The organism is Streptomyces sp. TAA204 (assembly GCF_000424965.1).
On sequence record NZ_AUKW01000014.1, the window covers coordinates 61,056 to 81,464 of the forward strand.

At 71.4% G+C, this 20,409-nt stretch carries 13 protein-coding genes and 1 pseudogene; 12 read left to right on the plus strand and 2 right to left on the minus strand.

The window, feature by feature from the left end; genetic code table 11:
* Positions 1-17 precede the first annotated feature (17 nt).
* The gene (locus tag H343_RS0118965) at positions 18-2,036 is read left to right on the plus strand and encodes an ATP-dependent DNA helicase (protein ID WP_028432442.1); all 2,019 of its coding nucleotides are present in this window, start codon (positions 18-20) and stop codon (positions 2,034-2,036) included.
* Between the two features lie 161 nt (positions 2,037-2,197).
* Here H343_RS0118965 and lexA read toward each other — a convergent pair.
* Positions 2,198-2,872: pseudogene (gene lexA / locus H343_RS0118970) on the minus strand (transcriptional repressor LexA); the annotation flags it as partial.
* A 559-nt stretch (positions 2,873-3,431) separates the two neighbouring features.
* On the opposite strand from lexA, the gene nrdR reads away from it, so the two are divergent.
* The 7 genes from nrdR to H343_RS36025 all read left to right on the plus strand — a co-directional run bounded on the left by nrdR (position 3,432) and on the right by H343_RS36025 (position 11,028).
* Positions 3,432-3,998 carry a transcriptional regulator NrdR gene (gene nrdR / locus H343_RS0118975; RefSeq protein ID WP_028432444.1) on the plus strand — a complete coding sequence of 189 codons (567 nt, stop codon included), beginning with the start codon at positions 3,432-3,434 and terminating at the stop codon, positions 3,996-3,998.
* A 126-nt stretch (positions 3,999-4,124) separates the two neighbouring features.
* Complete coding sequence (locus tag H343_RS0118980; protein ID WP_028432445.1) at positions 4,125-7,019, plus strand: vitamin B12-dependent ribonucleotide reductase; 2,895 nt, start codon at positions 4,125-4,127, stop codon at positions 7,017-7,019.
* A gap of 206 nt (positions 7,020-7,225) precedes the next feature.
* Positions 7,226-8,074, plus strand: coding sequence for an NAD(P)H-binding protein (locus H343_RS0118985; RefSeq protein WP_028432446.1), 849 nt, complete (start codon positions 7,226-7,228; stop codon positions 8,072-8,074).
* Positions 8,075-8,148: 74 nt separating this feature from the next.
* The gene (locus tag H343_RS0118990; RefSeq protein WP_028432447.1) at positions 8,149-8,757 is read left to right on the plus strand and encodes a YdbC family protein; all 609 of its coding nucleotides are present in this window, start codon (positions 8,149-8,151) and stop codon (positions 8,755-8,757) included.
* Between the two features lie 27 nt (positions 8,758-8,784).
* Positions 8,785-9,444: a histidine phosphatase family protein gene (locus tag H343_RS0118995; RefSeq protein WP_028432448.1), complete on the plus strand. Its 660-nt coding sequence runs from the start codon at positions 8,785-8,787 to the stop codon at positions 9,442-9,444.
* A 192-nt stretch (positions 9,445-9,636) separates the two neighbouring features.
* Positions 9,637-10,332, plus strand: a complete 696-nt coding sequence (locus H343_RS0119000; RefSeq protein WP_028432449.1) for a ribonuclease HII — start codon at positions 9,637-9,639, stop codon at positions 10,330-10,332.
* A gap of 360 nt (positions 10,333-10,692) precedes the next feature.
* Positions 10,693-11,028 carry a hypothetical protein gene (locus H343_RS36025; protein WP_028432450.1) on the plus strand — a complete coding sequence of 112 codons (336 nt, stop codon included), beginning with the start codon at positions 10,693-10,695 and terminating at the stop codon, positions 11,026-11,028.
* Positions 11,029-11,096: 68 nt separating this feature from the next.
* Here H343_RS36025 and H343_RS0119010 read toward each other — a convergent pair whose 3' ends face one another.
* Positions 11,097-13,295 (minus strand): DEAD/DEAH box helicase, encoded by a 2,199-nt coding sequence (locus H343_RS0119010; RefSeq protein ID WP_028432451.1) that lies wholly within the window; start codon positions 13,293-13,295, stop codon positions 11,097-11,099.
* A 141-nt stretch (positions 13,296-13,436) separates the two neighbouring features.
* On the opposite strand from H343_RS0119010, the gene H343_RS31510 reads away from it, so the two are divergent.
* From H343_RS31510 to H343_RS0119030, 4 genes are all read left to right on the plus strand, one after another.
* Complete coding sequence (locus H343_RS31510; RefSeq protein WP_051265534.1) at positions 13,437-14,678, plus strand: DUF4192 domain-containing protein; 1,242 nt, start codon at positions 13,437-13,439, stop codon at positions 14,676-14,678.
* A 109-nt stretch (positions 14,679-14,787) separates the two neighbouring features.
* Complete coding sequence (locus H343_RS31515; RefSeq protein ID WP_078505882.1) at positions 14,788-16,923, plus strand: glycogen debranching N-terminal domain-containing protein; 2,136 nt, start codon at positions 14,788-14,790, stop codon at positions 16,921-16,923.
* 85 nt (positions 16,924-17,008) lie between these two features.
* Positions 17,009-17,764, plus strand: coding sequence for an NUDIX hydrolase (locus H343_RS0119025; protein WP_028432452.1), 756 nt, complete (start codon positions 17,009-17,011; stop codon positions 17,762-17,764).
* A gap of 122 nt (positions 17,765-17,886) precedes the next feature.
* Complete coding sequence (locus H343_RS0119030) at positions 17,887-20,358, plus strand: ATP-binding cassette domain-containing protein (protein ID WP_028432453.1); 2,472 nt, start codon at positions 17,887-17,889, stop codon at positions 20,356-20,358.
* The last annotated feature ends 51 nt before the right edge of the window (positions 20,359-20,409 follow it).

The window sequence follows — 20,409 nt, forward strand, 5'->3', positions numbered from 1 at the left end:
CGTAGGGTGCGGTGTCTATGAGCAAGCCCGCCCTCCCCGATCTCCTCCATGCCGCTGTCACCGCCGTCGGCGGCACGGAACGTCCGGGTCAGGCCGCCATGGCCGAGGCCGTCGCCGAGGCCGTCGACAGCGGCACCCACCTGCTGATCCAGGCGGGCACCGGCACGGGCAAGTCCCTGGGCTATCTGGTCCCCGCCCTGGCACACGGCGAGCACGTCGTGGTGGCGACGGCCACGCTCGCGCTGCAGCGTCAACTCGTCGAGCGCGACCTGCCGCGCACGGTCGAGGCACTGCACCCGCAGCTGCGCCGCCGCGCCGAGTTCGCCATGCTCAAGGGCCGGTCCAACTACCTGTGCCTGCACCGGCTGCACGAAGGCGTGCCGCAGGAAGAGGAGGAGGGCCTCTTCGACCCGTTCGAGGCGGCGGCCCCCACCTCCCGGATCGGCAAGGACCTGCTGCGTCTGCGCGACTGGTCGGACGAGACCGAGACCGGCGACCGGGACGACCTTCGCCCCGGCGTCTCCGACCGGGCCTGGTCCCAGGTGTCGGTCTCCGCCCGCGAATGTCTCGGCGCGAGCAAGTGCGCGTACGGGGCGGAGTGTTTCGCCGAGGCGGCGCGCGAGCGCGCCAATCTCGCCGACGTCATCGTCACCAACCACGCACTGCTCGCCATCGACGCCATCGAGGGCGCCTCGGTGCTGCCGCCGCACGACGTGCTGATCGTGGACGAGGCACACGAGCTGGTCTCCCGCGTGACGGGCGTGGCCACCGGCGAGCTGACACCCGGCGGCGTCAACCGGGCGGTGCGCCGCGCCGCGAAGCTCGTCGACGAGAAGGCCGCCGACCGGCTCCAGACGGCCGCGGAGAGCTTCGAGAGGCTGATGGAGCTGGCCCTGCCCGGGCGGCTGGAGGCCGTCCCGGAGGACCTGGGGCACGCGCTCATGGCCCTGCGGGACGCCGCGCGCGGCTGCATCACCGCCATCGGGAACACCCGTGACCGGTCCGTGCAGGACGAGGACGCCGTACGCAAGCAGGCCCTGGCCTCCATGGAGTCCGTGCACGACGTGGCCGAACGGGTCGTCGAGGGCTCCGAGTTCGACGTCGTCTGGTACGAGCGCCACGACCGGTACGGCGCGTCGCTGCGTGTCGCTCCGCTGTCGGTCGCGGGGCTGCTGCGCGAGAAGCTGTTCGCCGACCGTTCCGTCGTGCTCACCTCGGCGACACTCAAGCTGGGCGGAGACTTCAACGGCGTGGGGGCCTCGCTCGGCCTGGCGCCCGAGCGCGTGGTCGAGGACGATTCACCGGGCGGCGACGGCGAGGCGTCCGGGGATGAGACCCCGCAGTGGCGCGGCCTCGACGCCGGCTCTCCCTTCGACTACCGCAAGCAGGGCATCCTCTACGTCGCGAAGCATCTGGCCCAGCCCGGACGCGAAGGCCAGCGGCGGGACATGCTCGACGAGCTCGCCGAACTGGTCGGCGCGGCAGGCGGCCGTACGCTCGGGCTCTTCTCCTCCATGCGGGCCGCCCAGGCTGCCGCGGAGGATCTGCGCGGCCGGCTGGATGTCCCCATTCTGCTGCAGGGGGAGGAGACGCTGGGCGAGCTGATCCGCCGCTTCGCGGAGGACGCCGAGACCTGCCTGTTCGGAACGCTCTCCCTGTGGCAGGGCGTCGATGTGCCCGGCACCAGCTGCCAGTTGGTCGTGATGGACCGCATTCCCTTCCCCCGGCCCGACGACCCGCTGATGAGCGCCCGTCAGAAGGCCGTCGAGGAGCACGGCGGCAACGGCTTCATGGCTGTGGCCGCGACGCACGCGGCGCTGCTGATGGCGCAGGGGTCGGGGCGGCTGGTGAGGGCGTCCGGCGACCGTGGAGTGGTCGCCGTGCTCGACCCGCGGCTGGAGCGGGCGCGTTACGGCGGCTTCCTGCGCTCCTCGATGCCCGACTTCTGGTACACGACGGACCGCAATCAGGTGCGGCGCTCCCTCGCCGCCATCGACGCCGCGGCCAAGCAGGGAACCGCGCCCGGCCAGGCGTAGCGCGGCGCGCTCGGTGTCCGGGCACCCCGCGCACGCAGGGGGTGCTGGGCGCCCGGTGCTGACCGCGTGCCTGGGTGCGCGGTCGTGCGTCCGGTCACGGCAGAGCCGCCGGCCCCGGCAGGGAGCGGCGGCTCACGACCCGTGAGAGGCGGGCTGGTGCCTCACACCCTGCGCAGTACCGCGACCACCTTGCCGAGGATCGTCGCGTCGTCACCCGGGATCGGCTGGTAGGAGGCGTTGTGCGGGAGCAGCCACACATGTCCGTCCTCGCGCTTGAAGCGCTTGACGGTCGCCTCGCCGTCCAGCATCGCGGCGACGAAGTCCCCGTTCTCGGCGACGGGCTGGCGGCGCACGGTCACCCAGTCGCCGTCACAGATCGCCGCCTCGACCATCGAGTCACCGACGACCTTCAGCACGAACAGTTCGCCGTCCCCGACGAGTTGACGCGGCAGCGGGAAGACGTCCTCGACCGATTCCTCGGCGAGGATCGGGCCGCCCGCGGCGATGCGGCCGATCAGCGGTACGTACGAGGCGGACGGCTTGCCCGTCGTGTCCGTGGTGGTCTGTGTGCTGGGAGTGTCCGATCCGCGCACCTCGTAGGCGCGGGGACGGTGCGGGTCCCGGCGCAGGAAGCCCTTGCGCTCAAGAGCCATCAGCTGGTGGGCGACGGATGAGGTGCTGGACAGGCCGACGGCCTGTCCGATCTCCCGCATGGACGGCGGGTAGCCGCGCCGCTGCACCGAGTCACGGATCACCTCGATCACCCGGCGTTGCCGGTCGGTCAACCCGGAACTGTCCGCGCGGATTCCCGGAGGTCGGCCGGGCAGCGAGCGCTTGGCTTGCTGCCCCTCCTGTGCCTCCGCGTCCAAGGCCTCATCCAGCGGCTGAATGTGGTCGAGTGACTGCGCGGAGCGGTTCTGGGAGGTGATGGTGGCACTGTCTGCGGTGGTGGTCACGTCAGCCCCTCTCGAGCGGTTCTCCCTAGTGGGACAACGGTAGTTGGTTTCGAAAGGTTGCGCCAAACACACGTTCGAGTGAAAATTTCTGGTTCTTCTGACTCGGGCCGCGCCGACGGTGTAACCCCTCACCCGCGGCCGGCTCCGGGGCTGCCGCCAGGAGTCTCGCAGCCGCGCCCCCGTCGCGTCGCCCGTGCCCGGCTCGCGTAGTCTCGGGGAGCGCCGCAGGGGTGCGACACGCGTCGCCGCATCTGACGCACCGACACCAGATCTAGTGGTTAGATTGGCGGGCGCCACCACAAGTTGTGGTCCCCCGGGATCCCTTCGCGCATTCGTCGCTTATGCTTGTGGCAACTTCGCGAGGCCCGTGCAGGGCCCGCCGAGGGCGTACCTGTCATGCACGATCCGGGCTTTCGCAGGCTCAGGAGGGTGGGGAGAAATGCACTGTCCCTTCTGCCGGCACCCCGACAGCCGCGTGGTCGACAGCCGTACCGCCGACGACGGCACGGCGATCCGGCGACGCCGTCAGTGTCCCGACTGCTCCCGGCGCTTCACGACGGTGGAGAGCGCGTCCCTCATGGTGATCAAGCGCAGCGGCGTCACCGAGCCCTTCAGCAGGGAGAAGGTGATCGCCGGCGTGCGCAAGGCGTGCCAGGGGCGCCCCGTCACGGAGGACGCCCTCGCCCAGCTCGGCCAGCGGGTCGAGGAGGCGGTGCGCGCCACGGGCAGCGCCGAGCTGTCCGCGCATGACGTCGGCCTCGCGATACTCGGCCCGCTCCAGGACCTCGATCTTGTGGCCTACCTGCGCTTCGCCTCCGTCTACCGCGCCTTCGAGTCCCTGGAGGACTTCGAGGACGCCGTCCAGGAGCTGCGTACCGCCCGCTCCGGCGGCGCGGGAGACGCGGACGGGGCGCAGGGCGCGCAGGAGCCGGGCGGCGGGGGCAGTGGGGCGGAGGGCGCGGGCGGAAGCCCCGGAGCGCCCGTGGCGGTGCCCGCCGCCGACTGAGCGGCGGCAACTCGGACCTTTGGACCAGGCCGGCGCGCGCAGGAGCGCGGCGGCCGTCGGACAGACATCGTGCCCCGGGAAGATTCGGGGTACATCGGGGCGTTATGCCCGGTACAGGGAGGCGGAATGACAGAGACGACCAGCGGTCCGGCACGCGGCTGGCGCGCGAAGGGCGGCAAGGTGAAGACGGGGCTGCGCATGGAGCGCATCCACACCACTCCCGGGGTGCATCCGTACGATGAAGTGGAGTGGGAGCGCCGCGACGTCGTCATGACCAACTGGCGTGACGGCTCGGTGAACTTCGAGCAGCACGGCGTCGAGTTCCCCGCCTTCTGGTCGGTGAACGCGGCCAACATCGTCACCAGCAAGTACTTCCGCGGGGCCGTCGGCACGCCGCAGCGCGAGAGCAGCCTCAAGCAGCTGATCGACCGCGTGGTGAAGACCTACCGCGCAGCCGGGGAGCAGCACGCCTACTTCGCCACTCCCGAGGACGCGGAGATCTTCGAGCACGAGCTGGCCCATGCCGTGCTCCACCAGATCTTCAGCTTCAACTCCCCTGTCTGGTTCAACGTCGGCACCGCACAGCCGCAGCAGGTGTCGGCCTGCTTCATCCTCTCCGTCGACGACTCCATGGAGTCGATCCTCGACTGGTACAAGGAAGAGGGGATGATCTTCAAGGGCGGCTCCGGTGCGGGGCTCAACCTCTCCCGTATCCGCTCCTCCAAGGAGCTGCTCTCCTCCGGGGGCAACGCCTCGGGCCCGGTCTCCTTCATGCGCGGCGCGGACGCCTCCGCCGGCACGATCAAGTCCGGCGGTGCCACCCGCCGGGCCGCGAAGATGGTCGTACTCGACGTCGACCACCCGGACGTCGAGGCGTTCATCGAGACGAAGGTGAAGGAGGAGGAGAAGATCCGCGCGCTGCGCGACGCGGGCTTCGACATGGACCTGGGCGGCGACGACATCGCCTCCGTCCAGTACCAGAACGCCAACAACTCGGTCCGTGTGACGGACGCGTTCATGAAGGCTGTCGAGTCCGGGGCGAAGTTCCCACTCCGCGGCCGCATGACCGGCGACGTCGTCGAAGAGGTGGACGCCAAGTCCCTCTTCCGCAAGATGGCCGAGGCCGCGCACGTGTGCGCCGACCCGGGCATCCAGTACGACGACACGATCAACACCTGGCACACCTCGCCGGAATCGGGCCGCATCACCGCCTCCAACCCGTGCAGCGAGTACATGCACCTGGACAACTCGTCCTGCAACCTCGCCTCGCTGAACCTGATGAAGTTCCTGCGGGACGACGACGAGGGCAACCAGTCCTTCGACGCCGAGCGCTTCGCCAAGGTCGTCGAGCTGGTCATCACGGCGATGGACATCTCCATCACCTTCGCCGACTTCCCGACGGAGAAGATCGGCGAGACCACCCGGGCCTTCCGCCAGCTCGGCATCGGCTACGCCAACCTCGGCGCACTGCTGATGGCCACCGGCCACGCCTACGACTCCGAAGGCGGCCGCGGCCTCGCCGGCAGCATCACCTCCCTGATGACCGGCACCTCCTACCGGCGCTCCGCCGAACTGGCCGCCGCCGTCGGCCCGTACGAGGGCTACGCACGCAACGCCGACGCCCACAACCGCGTCATGCGCCAGCACTCCGACGCCAACGCCGCCGCGCGGCGCGCCGACGACCTGGACACCCCCGTCTGGGCCGCGGCCACGGAGGCGTGGCAGGACGTGCTGCGGCTGGGCGCGAAGAGCGGCTTCCGCAACGCGCAGGCATCGGTGCTGGCCCCGACCGGCACCATCGGCCTGATGATGGACTGCGACACGACCGGCGTCGAACCGGACCTGGCCCTGGTGAAGTTCAAGAAGCTGGTCGGCGGCGGGTCGATGCAGATCGTGAACAACACGGTGCCCAAGGCACTCAAGCGGCTCGGCTACCAGACGGAGCAGGTGGAGGCGATCGTCGAGCACATCGCCGAACACGGCAACGTCGTCGACGCCCCCGGCCTGCGGCCCGAGCACTACGAGGTCTTCGACTGCGCCATGGGTGACCGCTCCATCTCCCCGATGGGGCACGTACGGATGATGGCCGCGGCGCAGCCGTTCCTCTCCGGCGCCATCTCCAAGACCGTCAACATGCCCGCCTCCTCCACCGTCGAGGACGTCGAGGAGATCTACCTCCAGGGCTGGAAGCTCGGCACGAAGGCTCTCGCCGTCTACGTCGAGAACTCCAAGGTCGGCCAGCCCCTCTCCGCCAAGCGCAAGGAGGAGAAGGCGAAGGCGGAGCCCGAGCCGGAGAAGGTCATCGAGTACCGGCCCGTACGGCAGCGGCTTCCCAAGGGGCGTCCCGGCATCACCACCTCCTTCACGGTGGGCGGCGCCGAGGGCTACATGACGGCGAACTCCTACCCGGACGACGGTCTCGGCGAGGTCTTCCTGAAGATGTCCAAGCAGGGCTCGACCCTCGCGGGCATGATGGACGCCTTCTCGATCGCCGTCTCTGTCGGCCTGCAGTACGGGGTGCCGCTGGAGACGTACGTATCGAAGTTCACCAACATGCGCTTCGAGCCCGCGGGGATGACCGACGACCCGGACGTGCGCATGGCGCAGTCGATCGTCGACTACATCTTCAGGCGCCTGGCGCTGGACTTCCTGCCCTTCGAGACGCGTTCGGCGCTCGGTATCCACTCCGCCGGTGAGCGTCAGAGGCACCTGGAGACGGGCTCGTACGAACCGTCCGACGACGAACTCGACGTGGAGGGACTCGCCCAGTCCGCCCCGAAGGCCGAGACGGTCGGCGAGGCACGGGAGAAGGCCAAGGAGGAAGCCAGGGCCGAAGGCACCGGTGAGGTTCAGGCCGCCGCTCCGGCACCGGGCGGTGCCCACAACTCCACGGAGCTGATGGAGATCCAACTCGGTCTGAACGCCGATGCGCCGCTGTGCTTCGCCTGCGGCACCAAGATGCGCCGGGCGGGCAGTTGCTACCTCTGCGAGGGCTGCGGCTCGACCAGCGGGTGCAGCTAGGTTCTGTCCCACGGAGGTCGGTGACGGTGATCACGGGCGGCGCCGGCAGCGACACCCGTGACCCGGGCTGACGCCCGTGACCGGAGCTGAGGGGCGGGGACCGGCGGTGAGCCGGGCCCCGCCCCTGCCGTTTCTCCAAGCTGTCCCTGCGGGTGTCTTCGGGCCGGGCCGTGCGCCGGTTGCGTCGCTGCCCGAGGATGGACGGTATGAGCGCCGGCAGCATCCCTGTACTGGTGACCGGCGGCACCGGCACTCTCGGCCGGGCCGTCGTCGCGCGGCTGAGGGAGGGCGGGCACGCCGTACGGGTGCTCAGCCGCCGTCCCCGTCCTGCGGAAGGCGGCGGGCCCGGAGCTCGGCGAGCGGAAGCGGGCAGGCAGGAGACGCCTGCCGGGCCGGACGTGCCGGAGTGGGTGACGGGAGATCTCTGCACCGGAGAGGGCCTCGATGCGGCGGTGAGTGGCGTCGCCGGCATCATCCACTGCGCCACGACCGGATCGGGGAAGGACGTCGTGGCGGCACGGCAGCTGACGGAAGCGGCGCGGAGGGCGGGCGGAGAAGCGCACCTCGTCCACATCTCCATCGTGGGCGTCGACCGCGTGCCCTTCTTCTACTACCGGGCCAAGCTCGAGTCGGAGCGCGTCGTCCAGGACAGCGGGCTTTCCTGGTCCCTCCTGCGCACCACGCAGTTCCACGACCTGATCGCACGCGTCACCACGGTCCAGCGCAAGCTGCCGGTCACTCTCTCTCCCGCCGGGATGACGGCCCAGCCGATCGACGTGAGCGAGGTGGCGGAGCGTCTGGTGACGCTGGCGCAGGGCCCGCCCGCCGGGCGGGTGGCCGACATGGGCGGACCCGAGGTGCGTACCGCCCGCGAACTGGCCCAGCTCACACTGCACGCGTACGGGCTGCGCCGCCCCGTGCTGTCCGTGCCGCTGCCCGGCAGAGCCGCGCGCGCCTACCGCGCGGGGCACCACACCGCACCCGAGCACGCGGTGGGCCGCGTCACTTACGCGGAGTATCTGACGGCCGCCGCCGCGCGCGCGAAGAGAGGGTGATTCCGCTCCCGGCGCGGGACGGCACGGGACGGTGTGCGTACGGCTTGTCACCCTGTTGGCCGTACGATGGCGCGGTGCTGGTCAAGTGGATGCGCTGCACCGTGGTGGACCGTCGGGGGTTCGAGCGGGGGCAGCGGAAGTGGGCGGGGCTGCTCGGCGAGCCGGGATTCCGGGGGCAGGGCGGCGGCTGGAGCCGTGCCCGGGAAGGTGTCGCGCATCTCTTCGGGTTCTGGGAGAGCCGTGCCTTCTACGACTCGTTCATGGCCCGCTCGCACGACCGGCTGCACGCCGCCCAGCTCGGCACGTACAAGGACATGCGGGTGCGGCTCTTCGAGTACCGCTTCGATGTCAAGACCGGCTTCCGTCCCGTCTTCTCGGACGCCGACCTGCTGCGGGTCGCCCACTGCCGGGTGCGCGGGGACCGTATCGATCACTACACGCTGATGCAGGAGAAGGTGTGGAACCCGGCGATGGCGGGGTCGCCCGGAATGTTGCGCGGGGTCTTCACCCAGGCACAGGCCGAGGACGAGTTCATGGTGCTCTCCATGTGGGATTCGGCCGCCGAACACGGCAAATACCGCACGGAGCGGGTCGAGCGGCTGGCGCTGCGGGCCCAGCTGGGAGCGGATGTGACCGGAATTGCCGGAGATGTGATCGATCTCGAGCCTTCCTGGACCGTCTGATTCTCCGGGGGACCCTAGAGTGGCCGTATGGCACGCCCCCGTCGCATCGTCCTGATCCGGCACGGAGAGTCGGAGGGGAACGATGACGACTCCATCTACGAACGTGTGCCCGACCATGCTCTGGCACTGACCGAGACAGGTGTGCGGCAGGCAGAGGAGACGGGGGAGAGACTGCGCAAACTCTTCTGCGAGGAGCGGGTCTCCGCCTACGTCTCGCCCTATCGGCGGACGCATCAGACGCTCACCGCCCTCGGGCTCGACCCCGCCCTGCTGCGCGTTCGGGAGGAACCTCGTCTTCGGGAGCAGGACTGGGGGAACTGGCAGGACCGCGAGGACGTCGGCAAGCAGAAGGCCTACAGGCAGGCATACGGGCACTTCTTCTACCGTTTCGCGCAGGGCGAGTCCGGTGCGGACGTCTACGACAGGGTGAGCGTTTTCCTGGAGAGCCTGTGGCGCAGCTTCGAGCAGCCTGATCACCCGCCCAACGTGCTGATCGTCACCCACGGTCTGACCATGCGGCTCTTCTGCATGCGCTGGCTGCACTGGTCGGTGGCGGAGTTCGAATCGCTGTCCAATCCCGACAACGCGGAGACGCGTACGCTGGAACTGGGGAAGGACGGGCGCTACCACCTCGACCGGCCCTTCGAGCAGTGGTGCACCCCCCGCCCGTACGGCCCCAGCATCTGAAGACGCCGCGAAGAACGCCGCATCATGAACGACCGACCTCAAGACCCCGCATCCAGCAGCCTGTTGGGCGAGCCCGAGCCGGCTCTTCCCGAGGGCGGGGCGGCCCTCACACCTCTGGAGGCGCCAGGCTCCGTGAGGAGGGGCCACCCCGGCCGACGAGGAGCGGAGAGTTGGCGCTACGCTGATCCCGCCATGCCGTACGAGCCTCCAACTCACCGCGTCGAGCGGTCGCTCCGCGCCACGACCGGTGCCAAAGTCATCGCCGGGATCGACGAAGTGGGGCGCGGCGCGTGGGCCGGGCCCGTGACGGTCGGTGCCGCGATCACCGGGCTGCGGCGGCCGCCCGAAGGACTCACAGACTCCAAACTCCTCACCGTCAAGAGGCGCACGGAACTCGCGCGGGTCCTGGACGGCTGGGTCTCGGCTCATGCCCTCGGCCACTCCTCGTCGGAGGAGATCGACGCGCTGGGTATGACAGCGGCGTTGCGGCTGGCCGCGGAGCGTGCTCTCGAAGCGCTCCCGCTGCGGCCCGACGCGGTCATCCTCGACGGCAACCACGACTATCTCGGGGCTCCGTGGCGGGTGCGCACCGTGATCAAGGGGGACCAGTCCTGCGTCGCGGTGGCTGCGGCATCCGTGCTCGCCAAGGTGCGCAGGGACGGGCTGATGGCTGAACTCGGCGCCGAACACGCCGACTTCGCCTTCCACGACAACGCGGGCTACCCCTCGCCGGTGCACAAGACCGCTCTGCGGGCCCTCGGCCCCACGCCGTACCACCGGCTGTCGTGGGCGTTCATGGACGCGCTGCCGCGCTGGCAGCACCTCAAGCGCACACGTGTCGATCCGGCCGGAGAGGATTCCAGCGCCGAGCAGTTGGGCATTTTCTGAACCGGCCCCGCGGAGGTCGTACGTGACCGGCTGAACCCGCTTACGGGCCCCGCACCGACGTTTGATAGACATCACTCCATGCCTCTCACTCCTGAGGAGCCACAGATTCGCGAGACCGTCCCGGGCGCCCAAAGCACAGCGGCCACAACCCGGACTCCACAGCCTTCCCGCCCCGCAGCACCGGTTCCCGGCCCCCGGGCCGCGTCGCGCCCCGCGCCGCCGCGTACGGACAGCAAGGGGCCCACGCCCGGCCGTCCCGGCACCGTCCGCAGCGGTGGACCGTCGGCGGCGCGTCCCGCCCCGGCCGCCGCTGCGCCGGCGGCGCAGATCGAACTGGTCCCCGCCACCGACACCACAGCAGTGGATGTCGCGGACGAGACCGTCGACAAGCTCCTCGACGACGGCACCGCCCCGGGCGAGATCCTCCTGATCACCACCGGCGAGCAGCACCCCTGGGCTCAGCACGAACTCTCCTTCGGTGAGGACGCCTACTGGCGTCAACTTGCCGACGGCGGGGACGTCTTCTGTGTGCACGCCACAGCCCTGGCGCCTGTGCCACAGCGTTCCGTGGTGGTCCTCGCCGTGAACGGCGGCACGGACGGGGAGGCCGCACAGGCACTGCCCGCCGCGCTGGCGAAGGCGAAGAACCGTCTTGTCGTCTGCGGTGACCCGCAGCGGCTGCGCGACCTTCTCTGAACCGGGCGGACCCGGCTCTTCGTGACCGGGTACCGCGGTACCGCGGCCCGGTCCGGGCCGGGTGCCGCTCAGCCCGCCACTGCGAGAACCAGCGGCAGCACACGTGGCGCCCCGGCCTGCCGCAGCAGCCGGGCCGCGACCGCGAGGGTCCAGCCCGTCTCGGTGAAGTCGTCGACGAGCAGCACCGGGCCGCGTGCTTCTGCTACGGCCTGGGCCGGGCCCGCCGGCAGGGTCAGTGCCCCGTGCAGCGCACGGAGCCGCTGCGCTCCGTTGCTGCGTGCGCCGACGGGCGGGGCCGCACCCTCCGTGCAGGTCACCGTCCCGAGCAGGGGTATGCGGCCGACGGCCGAGATCCGTTCCCCCAGTGACCGCACGAGCTGTGGACGCGTCCGCGAGTCGACGGTGACGACGCCGACGGGACGGGCCGACGACTCCTCGGCGCCGGGCGCCCAACCGCCGGGCCCCTTGGCCCAGTCGGCCAGCACCTCCACGACGGCACGCGCCACATCGTCGGGGACCGGGCTGTCCTGAGCCCGGGGAGCCAGCAGCGGGCGGAGCCGATTGCCCCACCCGATGTCCGACAGCCTTCCCAGCGCCCGCCCTGTCGCGGCCTGTTCGGCAGCGGGGATGCGCCCCTTCAACTGCACACCGATCGCGGGCAGTCCGGTAGGCCACATCTTCCGGGGTTCCACCTCGACGCCGGGCCTCGCCAGTTCCCCGCGGGCCGCGTCCAGCGTGGCGCCGGAGACCTCCGGGGCGAACCGTGCTCCCGCGCAGTTGTCGCAGCGTCCGCACGGGGCGGCTTCCTCGTCGTCCAGCTGACGGCGGAGAAACTCCATCCGGCACTCGGTGCCCGCCGCGTACTCCCGCATGGCCTGCTGCTCGGACTCGCGTTGTCGCGCCACCCACGCGTACCGCTCGGCGTCGTACGTCCACGGCCGGCCCGTGGCCGTCCAGCCGCCCCGTACGCGCCGTACGGCCCCGTCCACGTCCAGAACCTTGAGCATGGTCTCCAGCCGTGACCGACGCAGCTCCACACGAGGCTCCAGCGCCTGCAGCGACAACGGGCCGTCCGCCGCCGCCAGCACGTCCAGAGTCCTGCGCACCTGATCCTCCGGGGGGAAGGCGAGCGAGGCGAAGTAGCTCCAGATCGCCTCGTCCTCGCGGCCGGGCAGCAGCAGCACCTCGGCGTGTTCCACACCGCGACCTGCCCTGCCCACCTGCTGGTAGTAGGAGATCGGGGAGGAGGGCGAGCCGAGGTGGACGACGAATCCCAGATCTGGCTTGTCGAAGCCCATTCCCAGAGCGGACGTGGCCACCAGTGCCTTGACGCGGTTCGCCAGCAGGTCGGCCTCGGCGGCCTCCCGCTCGGTGTTCTCGGTTCTGCCGGTGTAGGAGGACACATGGTGTCCGCGCCCCCGCAGGAACGCCGTGACCTCCTCGGCCGCCGCGACCGTGAGCGTGTAGACGATCCCCGAGCCCGGAAGCTTCTCCAGGTGGTCGGCGAGCCATGCCAGACGGTGTGCCGCGTCGGGCAAGCCGAGCACTCCCAGGCAGAGACTCTCCCGCTCCAGCGGCCCCCGCAGCACGAGCGCGGCGCCCTCGGCCGACTCCGCCCCCGTGACCGCTCCCTCGCCCTGCGCCCCGGTACCGAGCTGTTCGGCGACGTCCGCGGTCACTCTCGCGTTGGCGGTGGCCGTGGTGGCCAGGACGGGAACTCCTGCGGGCAGTTCACCCAGCATGGTGCGCAGCCGGCGGTAGTCGGGGCGGAAGTCGTGGCCCCAGTCGGAGATGCAGTGGGCCTCGTCCACGACGAGGAGTCCTGTCGCCGCGGTGAGTTCAGGCAGGACCTGATCCCGGAAATCCGGGTTGTTGAGCCGCTCCGGACTGACGAGCAGGACGTCCACGCTGCCCTCGGCGATCTCCGCCTGCACGGCCTCCCACTCCTGAGCGTTGGAGGAGTTGATGGTGCGGGCGCGGATCCCGGCTCCTTCCGCTGCCGCCACCTGGTTGCGCATCAGAGCGAGCAGGGGCGAGACGATGACGGTCGGACCGCTGCCGCGGGCCCGCAGCAGTGCCGTCGCGACGAAGTACACCGCCGATTTCCCCCAGCCGGTGCGCTGCACGACCAGAGCCCGCCGCCGCTCGGCGACCAGGGCTTCGACAGCACGCCACTGGTCCTTCCGCAGCCGGGCACCGCCCGAGACGTCACCGACGAGGCGGGAGAGAACACCGTCGGCCTGGACGCGCAGCTCTGTGTCGTTCATGCCTCCATGCAACCGGATGGCGGGCGCATCCGGCGAATGCGCCCTGTGGACGAACAGGAGTCAGTACTACAAGAAGTATGAATGGGGCTGCCTGTGGACAATCAATGACATCGGGCCTGACGGATCCGGCACTGTCCTCGCATGACACGTGAGCACAAGCACCGCGGCGACGGCGAACATCCGGCACATGAAGAGCAGGGGAGAGGCGCGGCCGCCGATGGCCGGTCAGGGGCAGGGAACGAGATCTCGCTTCGCGGTCCGGCCGAGCTGGCCGATGCCCTGCCGTATCTGCTGGGCTTCTACCCGGACGACTCCATCGTGGTCGTCGCTGTGCACGGGGAGCGCGGACGATTCGGCGGGCGGATCAGGATCGGCATTCCCACCCGCCCCGAGGAGTGGCGCCCGGTCTCCGCCCAGGTCGCCGCGTGCCTCGAGGAGCACGTGAAAGCAGGGGGCCGGCGGCCGGACGGCGCCATCGTCTACCTCTGTCAGGACCCGGCCGCCGGCGAAAGCGGCGCGGCCGTCACGGAACGGCTGCGACCGCTGGCCCAGGCGCTGCGCACCGCCTGTGGCGAGCGGGAGATGCCGGTCTATGAAGCGCTGTGTCTCTCCGCCGGAGCCTACTGGTCCTACTGCTGCCCCGACTCCTCCTGCTGTCCCGCAGAAGGACGGCCACTCGGCTCTCCCGGTACCTCTGCCATGGCTGCTGCCGCCGCATACGCGGGGATTCGAGTGAGCGGCTCGCTGCGGGAGATGGAACGGAGGCTGACCCCCGACGGGCACGCGGGAGCCCAGGGTCAGGAGCGTGCACTGGACGCCGCGAGCGCCGCGCTCGTGCCACGCATGCTCGCGCCCGACGGCCGCGCGCGTGTCGCGGCGGAGACGCTGGCCCTCGCCGAGAGGACGCTGAACCGCTTCCGCGAAAGCGCACCGGACGGGAGCGAGCCCGCGGTCGCGGACGCTCACGACGACGCTCTTCTCGGCCACGAGGCCGCGGCGGCGATGATCCTCGGCCTTCAGGACCGCAGAACACGCGACCGGGCCGCCGAATGGATGGAGGGCTCCGACGCCGGTCCCGCGCTGCGGCTGTGGCGGGCCCTGGCCCGGCGCTGCGCAGGGTCCTACACCGAGCATGCAGCCGCGGTGCTGACTCTCGCGGGGTGGGTCGCCTGGTCGGGCGGGGACGAGCCCACGGCCCGCGTCGCGCTCGACCTGGCGCTGCGCCGCGACCCCGACCACGTCTTCGCCAGGCTCCTGCACCGGGCTCTGGGGGACGGGCTCGACCCCGAACCGTTGCGCCGCTGCATGCGCAGGGAACGGGCCGCCCGCCGCACGGCGGACACATGCGCCCGAACGGACCCGTTGCCGCGCGGTATTCCGTGACCTGCCCGGCGGCCGGGCCGTTCATCTCTGGCGGACGCCGCTCATCCCACGCATCGGGCCAGTGCCCGGCCATACAGACCAGAGGAAGCGGAGGGACCCCATGCCTGCGATGTCGCAGCCGACTTCGCCGCAGCCGCACAGGCAGCAAGTACCGGATCGTGGACCTTCGGCGTCGTCCGGAGTGCCGAAGGCGGGCGCCGGCGGTGGGCACGGGCGCCCGCAGCCCGCGCAGCCGCCGACGGTGGAACACCAGTCGGTACACTCCGCACTGATCTGTGTCGCCGCGCCTTGTCTGTCCATCTCGCCCGAGCACGGCCAGCTCACCGGAGAGGGCATGCAGGGCGTCTACCACGCGGGACGACGCGTGATCTCACACTGCCATCTGCTGGTGGCCGGCCGGGAGCCGGTTCCTCTCAAAGGGTTCATGGTCGGGGCCGGTCAGGCACGCTTCGTCGCCTCGGCGCGTACGGCGGTCGGCTGCGGACCCGATCCGGAGATCGTCGTCGAACGGCTGCGTTCGGCCGGCGGCGGCGAGCGCATTTCAGTCCGCAACGCGGGCGGGCGCACGCTGCGGTTCCCTCTCGAACTGCGCCTCGGCACGGACCTCGCCGACATCGCGGCCGTCGCCGTCGGACATGCCGGGGCCGAACTCCCGGGCTCCGTGCACGGGCCGGGTCTGGCATGGACGTGCGGAGATCTCCGCGCCGGGGTCTCCGCCGAACCTCAGGCCGACACCATCTGGGCGCGGACGGGGCTGCTGCGATGGGACTGGACGCTCTCACCCGGCGAGACCCGCACGGTGGTGCTCAGTACGGAGCTCGCTCGCACAACCAGGGAACCCGTCAGCGGGGACCCCGGTAGGCGGCCTGCCCGACTACCGGCCTCCCGGGCTCCCAGACCGCCGCGGGTGTGGCACGACGCCCGCGCGGGAGGGGACGACAGCAGGGTCGGCGCACTGTTCCGTTCGGCACTGGACGACGCGAACGCGCTGCTGATGACCGACCCCGCCGTACCGTCCGACCTCCATCTCGCCGCGGGAGCTCCCTGGCGCTGCGCACTCTGCCCCGCCGAGTCCCTGAGGGCGGCGCGGATGATGCTGCCGCTGGGCACCCGCCTCGCTGCGGGCACCCTGCGCACACTCGCCCGGAGCCAGCTCACCGGGCCCGGCGCGGACGCGGGGCGCCTTCCCGGAGCGCTGCGGCACGCGGGTCCGTACGCACCGCCCGGCTGCACCGGGACCGAGGCCACGCTCCTCTTCCCCACGGTGCTCGCGGAGGCGTGGAGATGGGGGCTGAACGAGTGCGACACGGAGCAGCTCCTGCCCGCCGCCCAGCGGTGCCTGGCATGGATGCTCGCCGCCTCCGACGGCGGGGTCTACGTCCCCGATCCCGCACCCGACGGCCCGTACCGGTGCGAGGTGCAGGCCCACGCACACCGGGCGGCGGTGCTCGGTGCCGAACTGCTGGACGCCTGCGGATACAGCGGAGGAGGGGAGTTGAGGGCCTGGGCGGAGACGCTGCGCTCCGCGTTCCACGAAGACTTCTGGTACGAGGACGCGAGCGGGGGAAGGCCCCTCGCCCTGCGTACGCCAGGTGGGGCAGCGGCCGCGTGTCTGGGCTCCGGGGTGGTGGAGTTGCTGGACACCGGACTGGTCGGAGGCGGAGATCCAGCCGTGGGACTGCTCACCGCGGACCGGACCGAGCAGCTGACCCGGCTGCTGACCGCGCCGTGCGTCGATTCCGGGTGGGGTCTGCGCAGCCTCGACCGCCGCGCGGAGGCACACAATCCGTTCGGTCACCGCAGCGGCGCGGTCCGCGTCCAGGACTCGGTCACCGCGGTGGCCGGACTCGCGGCGGCCGGCCGTCACGAGGATGCGGGATCGCTGGTGCACGGTGTGCTGGACGCCGCGGTGTACTTCGGGCTGCGCCTGCCCGAGATGTACGCGGGGGAGCAGCGGGGCGAGGGCGGCGTGCCCTTGCCGCATCCGGCGGCGTGCCGTCCCGCAGCGGTGGCGGCGGCCGGCGCCGTCCAACTGCTCACCACTCTCGCCGGAGTCCGCCCGGACGTGCCCGCCGGGACGGTCAGTGTGCGCCCTCTGAGACCGGCCCCGCTGGGAGCCGTTACTTTCACCGGGCTGCGACTGGCGGGAGAGCCCTTCTCGGTGCGGGTGAGCGGCGAGGGGGAGGGACATGTCGAGTCGGTCGCCCGGAGTCTGCGCCTCGCTGACCCCCCGGACGTGGGGTGATGAACCACGTCCGTGGCCGGACCGCCATGAGGAGGCGGCCTGCGAACAGCCTGTTTATCGTCAGGGAGACGACTATGATCACGGCATGCCCTACGACCCGTCGGCCTTCCCACCCTTCGCCGTCACCGTCGATCTGGTGGTGCTCACAGTGCGCAGACACGCGCTCTGCGCACTGGTCGTCCGACGTGGTGAAGCGCCCTACTCGGGGATGTGGGCACTGCCCGGCGGCTTCGTCCGCGCCGACGAGGACCTGGCCACGGCAGCGGCACGCGAACTCGCGGAGGAGACCGGGCTGCTGTCCCAGGATCGAGGAAGCAGGGCACCGGGAGCCCATCTCGAACAGCTCGCCACCTACGGCGACCCGTACCGGGACCCCCGCATGCGTGTCGTCAGCGTCGCCCACCTCGCGCTCGCACCGGACCTGCCCGCGCCTACGCCGGGCGGTGACGCGCGCGGCGCCCGCTGGGCCGAGATCGGCGCCCTCCTCGGGGCGGATGACGCCCCGGCCCGCGACGGTCAGGACAAGCCCGCGCTCGCCTTCGACCACGACCGGATCCTCGCCGCGGGGGTGGAGCGAGCGCGATCCAAGATCGAGTACTCCTCGCTCGCCACCGCGTTCTGCCCGCCCGAATTCACGGTGGGGGAGTTGCGCAGGGTCTACGAGGCCGTGTGGGGCGTGGTGCTGGACCCGCGGAACTTCCACCGGAAGGTGACAGGCACCCCCGGCTTTCTCGTTCCCAGCGGTGGGACGACCACCCGTCAGGGGGGCCGTCCGGCACAGCTGTTCCGCGCCGGGGGCGCCACGCTGCTCAATCCGCCCATGCTGCGGCCCGAGGTCTGACGGGCTCGTTCGGTACTCCCTCCGCAGGGGGACTTGGCCGGGTGGGGCACATTGCCCGGAAAGCCTGAGATGTCACGTTATCTTGCGTGGATGCGTCCCCCACGCGTTCCGCGGGAGAAGCGATGATCCAGGCCATCGGGCTCACCAGCCTGCCTCGCCGGCACCAACTGAAGCCGACCGTCGACGACCTCACCTTCGAGGCACGTCCCGGCCGCGTCACCGTGCTTCTCGGACCCGAGGGTTCGGGCAAGAGCAGTGCCGTGCGCCTCATGCTCGAGCTCCAGCCGGGGCGCGGTGTCACCCTCTTCCGCGGCCGTCCCGTGCACAGAGTCGCCCACCTCGCCCGCGAGGTGGGCGTGTTGCTCGGCGACGTGCCCGGCCACCCGGCGCGTACCGCCCGCAGCCATCTGCGCATGCTCGCCGCCGCCGCCGGTGTCCCCGGGGACCGGGCCGACGACGTGCTCGACGTCGTCGGCCTCAGCGGCCTCGCCGACCAGCGCATGAGCGCTCTCTCTCGCGGTATGGACCGACGCCTCGGTGTGGCCTGCGCCTTGCTGGGGGACCCGCACACACTGATCATGGACGAACCCACAAGTGGTCTCTCTCCCCGCGAGACCAACTGGCTCTGCTCACTGCTGCGTGGATACGCGAAACAGGGCGGAACCGTGCTGGTCACTTCACGCCTGTCCGAAGAGGCCGCGGATCTCGCCGACCGCGTCGTGAGCATCGACTCCGGCCGCCTCGTCGCCGATCAGGAAGCCGCCGACTTCGCACGCACGCGACTGCGGCCGCGGGTCGCCGTCCGGACACCGCATGCGGAGCGCTTCGCGGCGGTACTGTCCCAGGAGGCCCGCAGGGCGGGGCCGTCCGGAAGGGACGGCGGTCCGCTGAAAGTCGTCCACGAAGGCGGAACCCGCGTCTCGGTGTACGGCAGCAGCTGCTCCGAAGTCGGTGAGTTCGCCTACCGGCACGGCATCCTCGTGCATCAACTCACTCACGAGAGCGGCGCCGAGGGAGACGCCTCGGCACCGGCACCGCTCGACCGTGCCGACGGCCGTCCGTCCCAACGGCCCCCCTCCGCACAGGAATCGGCCGGAGAAGGCGCGGCCGCCGCGCCGGTGACGGCGGACCCGGCGCCCGCCTCCGACGATCCGTCCACCGGCGCCGCGGACTCGGCCCTCCCGCCTGAACCGGGGGCCACCGGCCTCACCGACGCCACCGGCACAGCCGCGACCGGCGAACCGGAGTACGGGGCCGGGACGGCCCCGGCGGCGGAGCAATCCGAGCAGACCGTCCCTCCGGGCGAGGAGACGGCACAGGCCGCGCCCATGACGGCCGACCAGGAACCTGTCTACGCACTCGTCGCCGGGTCCTCGCCGGACTCGACGCTCCCGATCGCAAACGAATCCACGTCTGCCTCCGCACCCGCGATCGCGTCCACCGGCACTCCGACCGCTCCGACCGCTCCGTCAGCTTCCGCCGGTTCCACCTCACCGGCGGCTCCCTCCCCGGCCGCTCTCTCCTCCTCCGCACCCTCTCCCACGGCGCTGACGTCTCCGGAGGAGACAACCGTCCGCATCAGCGACACGCCCCTGGCGGGCTCCGGCGGTACACCGGCCGCGACCACCGCGGAACTCCCCACCGCGGACAGCCTCCGGGCCGCCTGGACCCCGATCCGTCCCCCCGCGCGTCCGGCGGCGGAACTACCGCCGCGGCTGCACGCGCTCGCGCACCCCGGCCCGGCAGCCCCTCTGCGCTACGAACTGTGCCGTCTGTTCAGCGTCAGGACGACCTGGATCATTTTGGCCGCAGCTGTAGCGACGGCGCTGTGCACGGCGCTCGTGCTCGCACGCACCGGCATCGGCCTTCCCTCGTCGGGCAGTTCGGTCGCCCCGGCCGTACGCCTCCTCACGGGATGGCCTTCGGGGGGCGTCTTCCTGCTGCCTCCCGCGGCTGTCGCTGTCGGCCTCCTCGGGGCGCTGGCGTTCGGCGAGGAGTTCCGCCATCCCGCGCTCGCACCCGCACGTTCGTCCGTCCCGCGCAGGCTCGGCCTTCTCTCGGCCAAGCTCGCGGTCTCCGCCGCCCTCGCCGTGGCGCTGAGCCTCGTGGTTGCCGTCCTCAACTCGGCAGGCGTGAGCCTGTTCTTCGGCGGCGACGTCCTCGCACTCCCGGCCGACACGGCCGCCCCGGACTCCTGGCCGTCCTCCGCTTCGTCCCCTCCCCGGGGTGACGCGCCCTGGCAGCTCCACGTCGCCGCGGTGCTCGCCCTCACTGTCGGCTGTGCCTGGGCGGGGCTTCTGGCCGCGGGCATCTTCCGGTCGGCCGCGGCCGGTACGGCTGTGGTGCTGGCGGTGCCGACGCTTGTCGCCCCCGCGGTACGGACGTTGCTCGGCGGACCCGCGGGCCGCTCCCTCGAAGGGCTGCCCGGGCGACTGGAGTCCGCTCTGCTCGTGCCGTGGCCCCCGGGCGCTGAGGACTGGGTGTCCGCGGGGTTCCGGATCGCGTCGCAACCTGTGGGCCCTGCTTTGGTGTTGTCGCTGGCGGCGCTGCTCTTCGCCTACCTCCTCACCGCGGTCCGCAGCCGGGCGCGATGAGCGCTCAGTGGCAGCGCGGGCACGGCCGGAGCGCCGAGCGGGACCTCAACA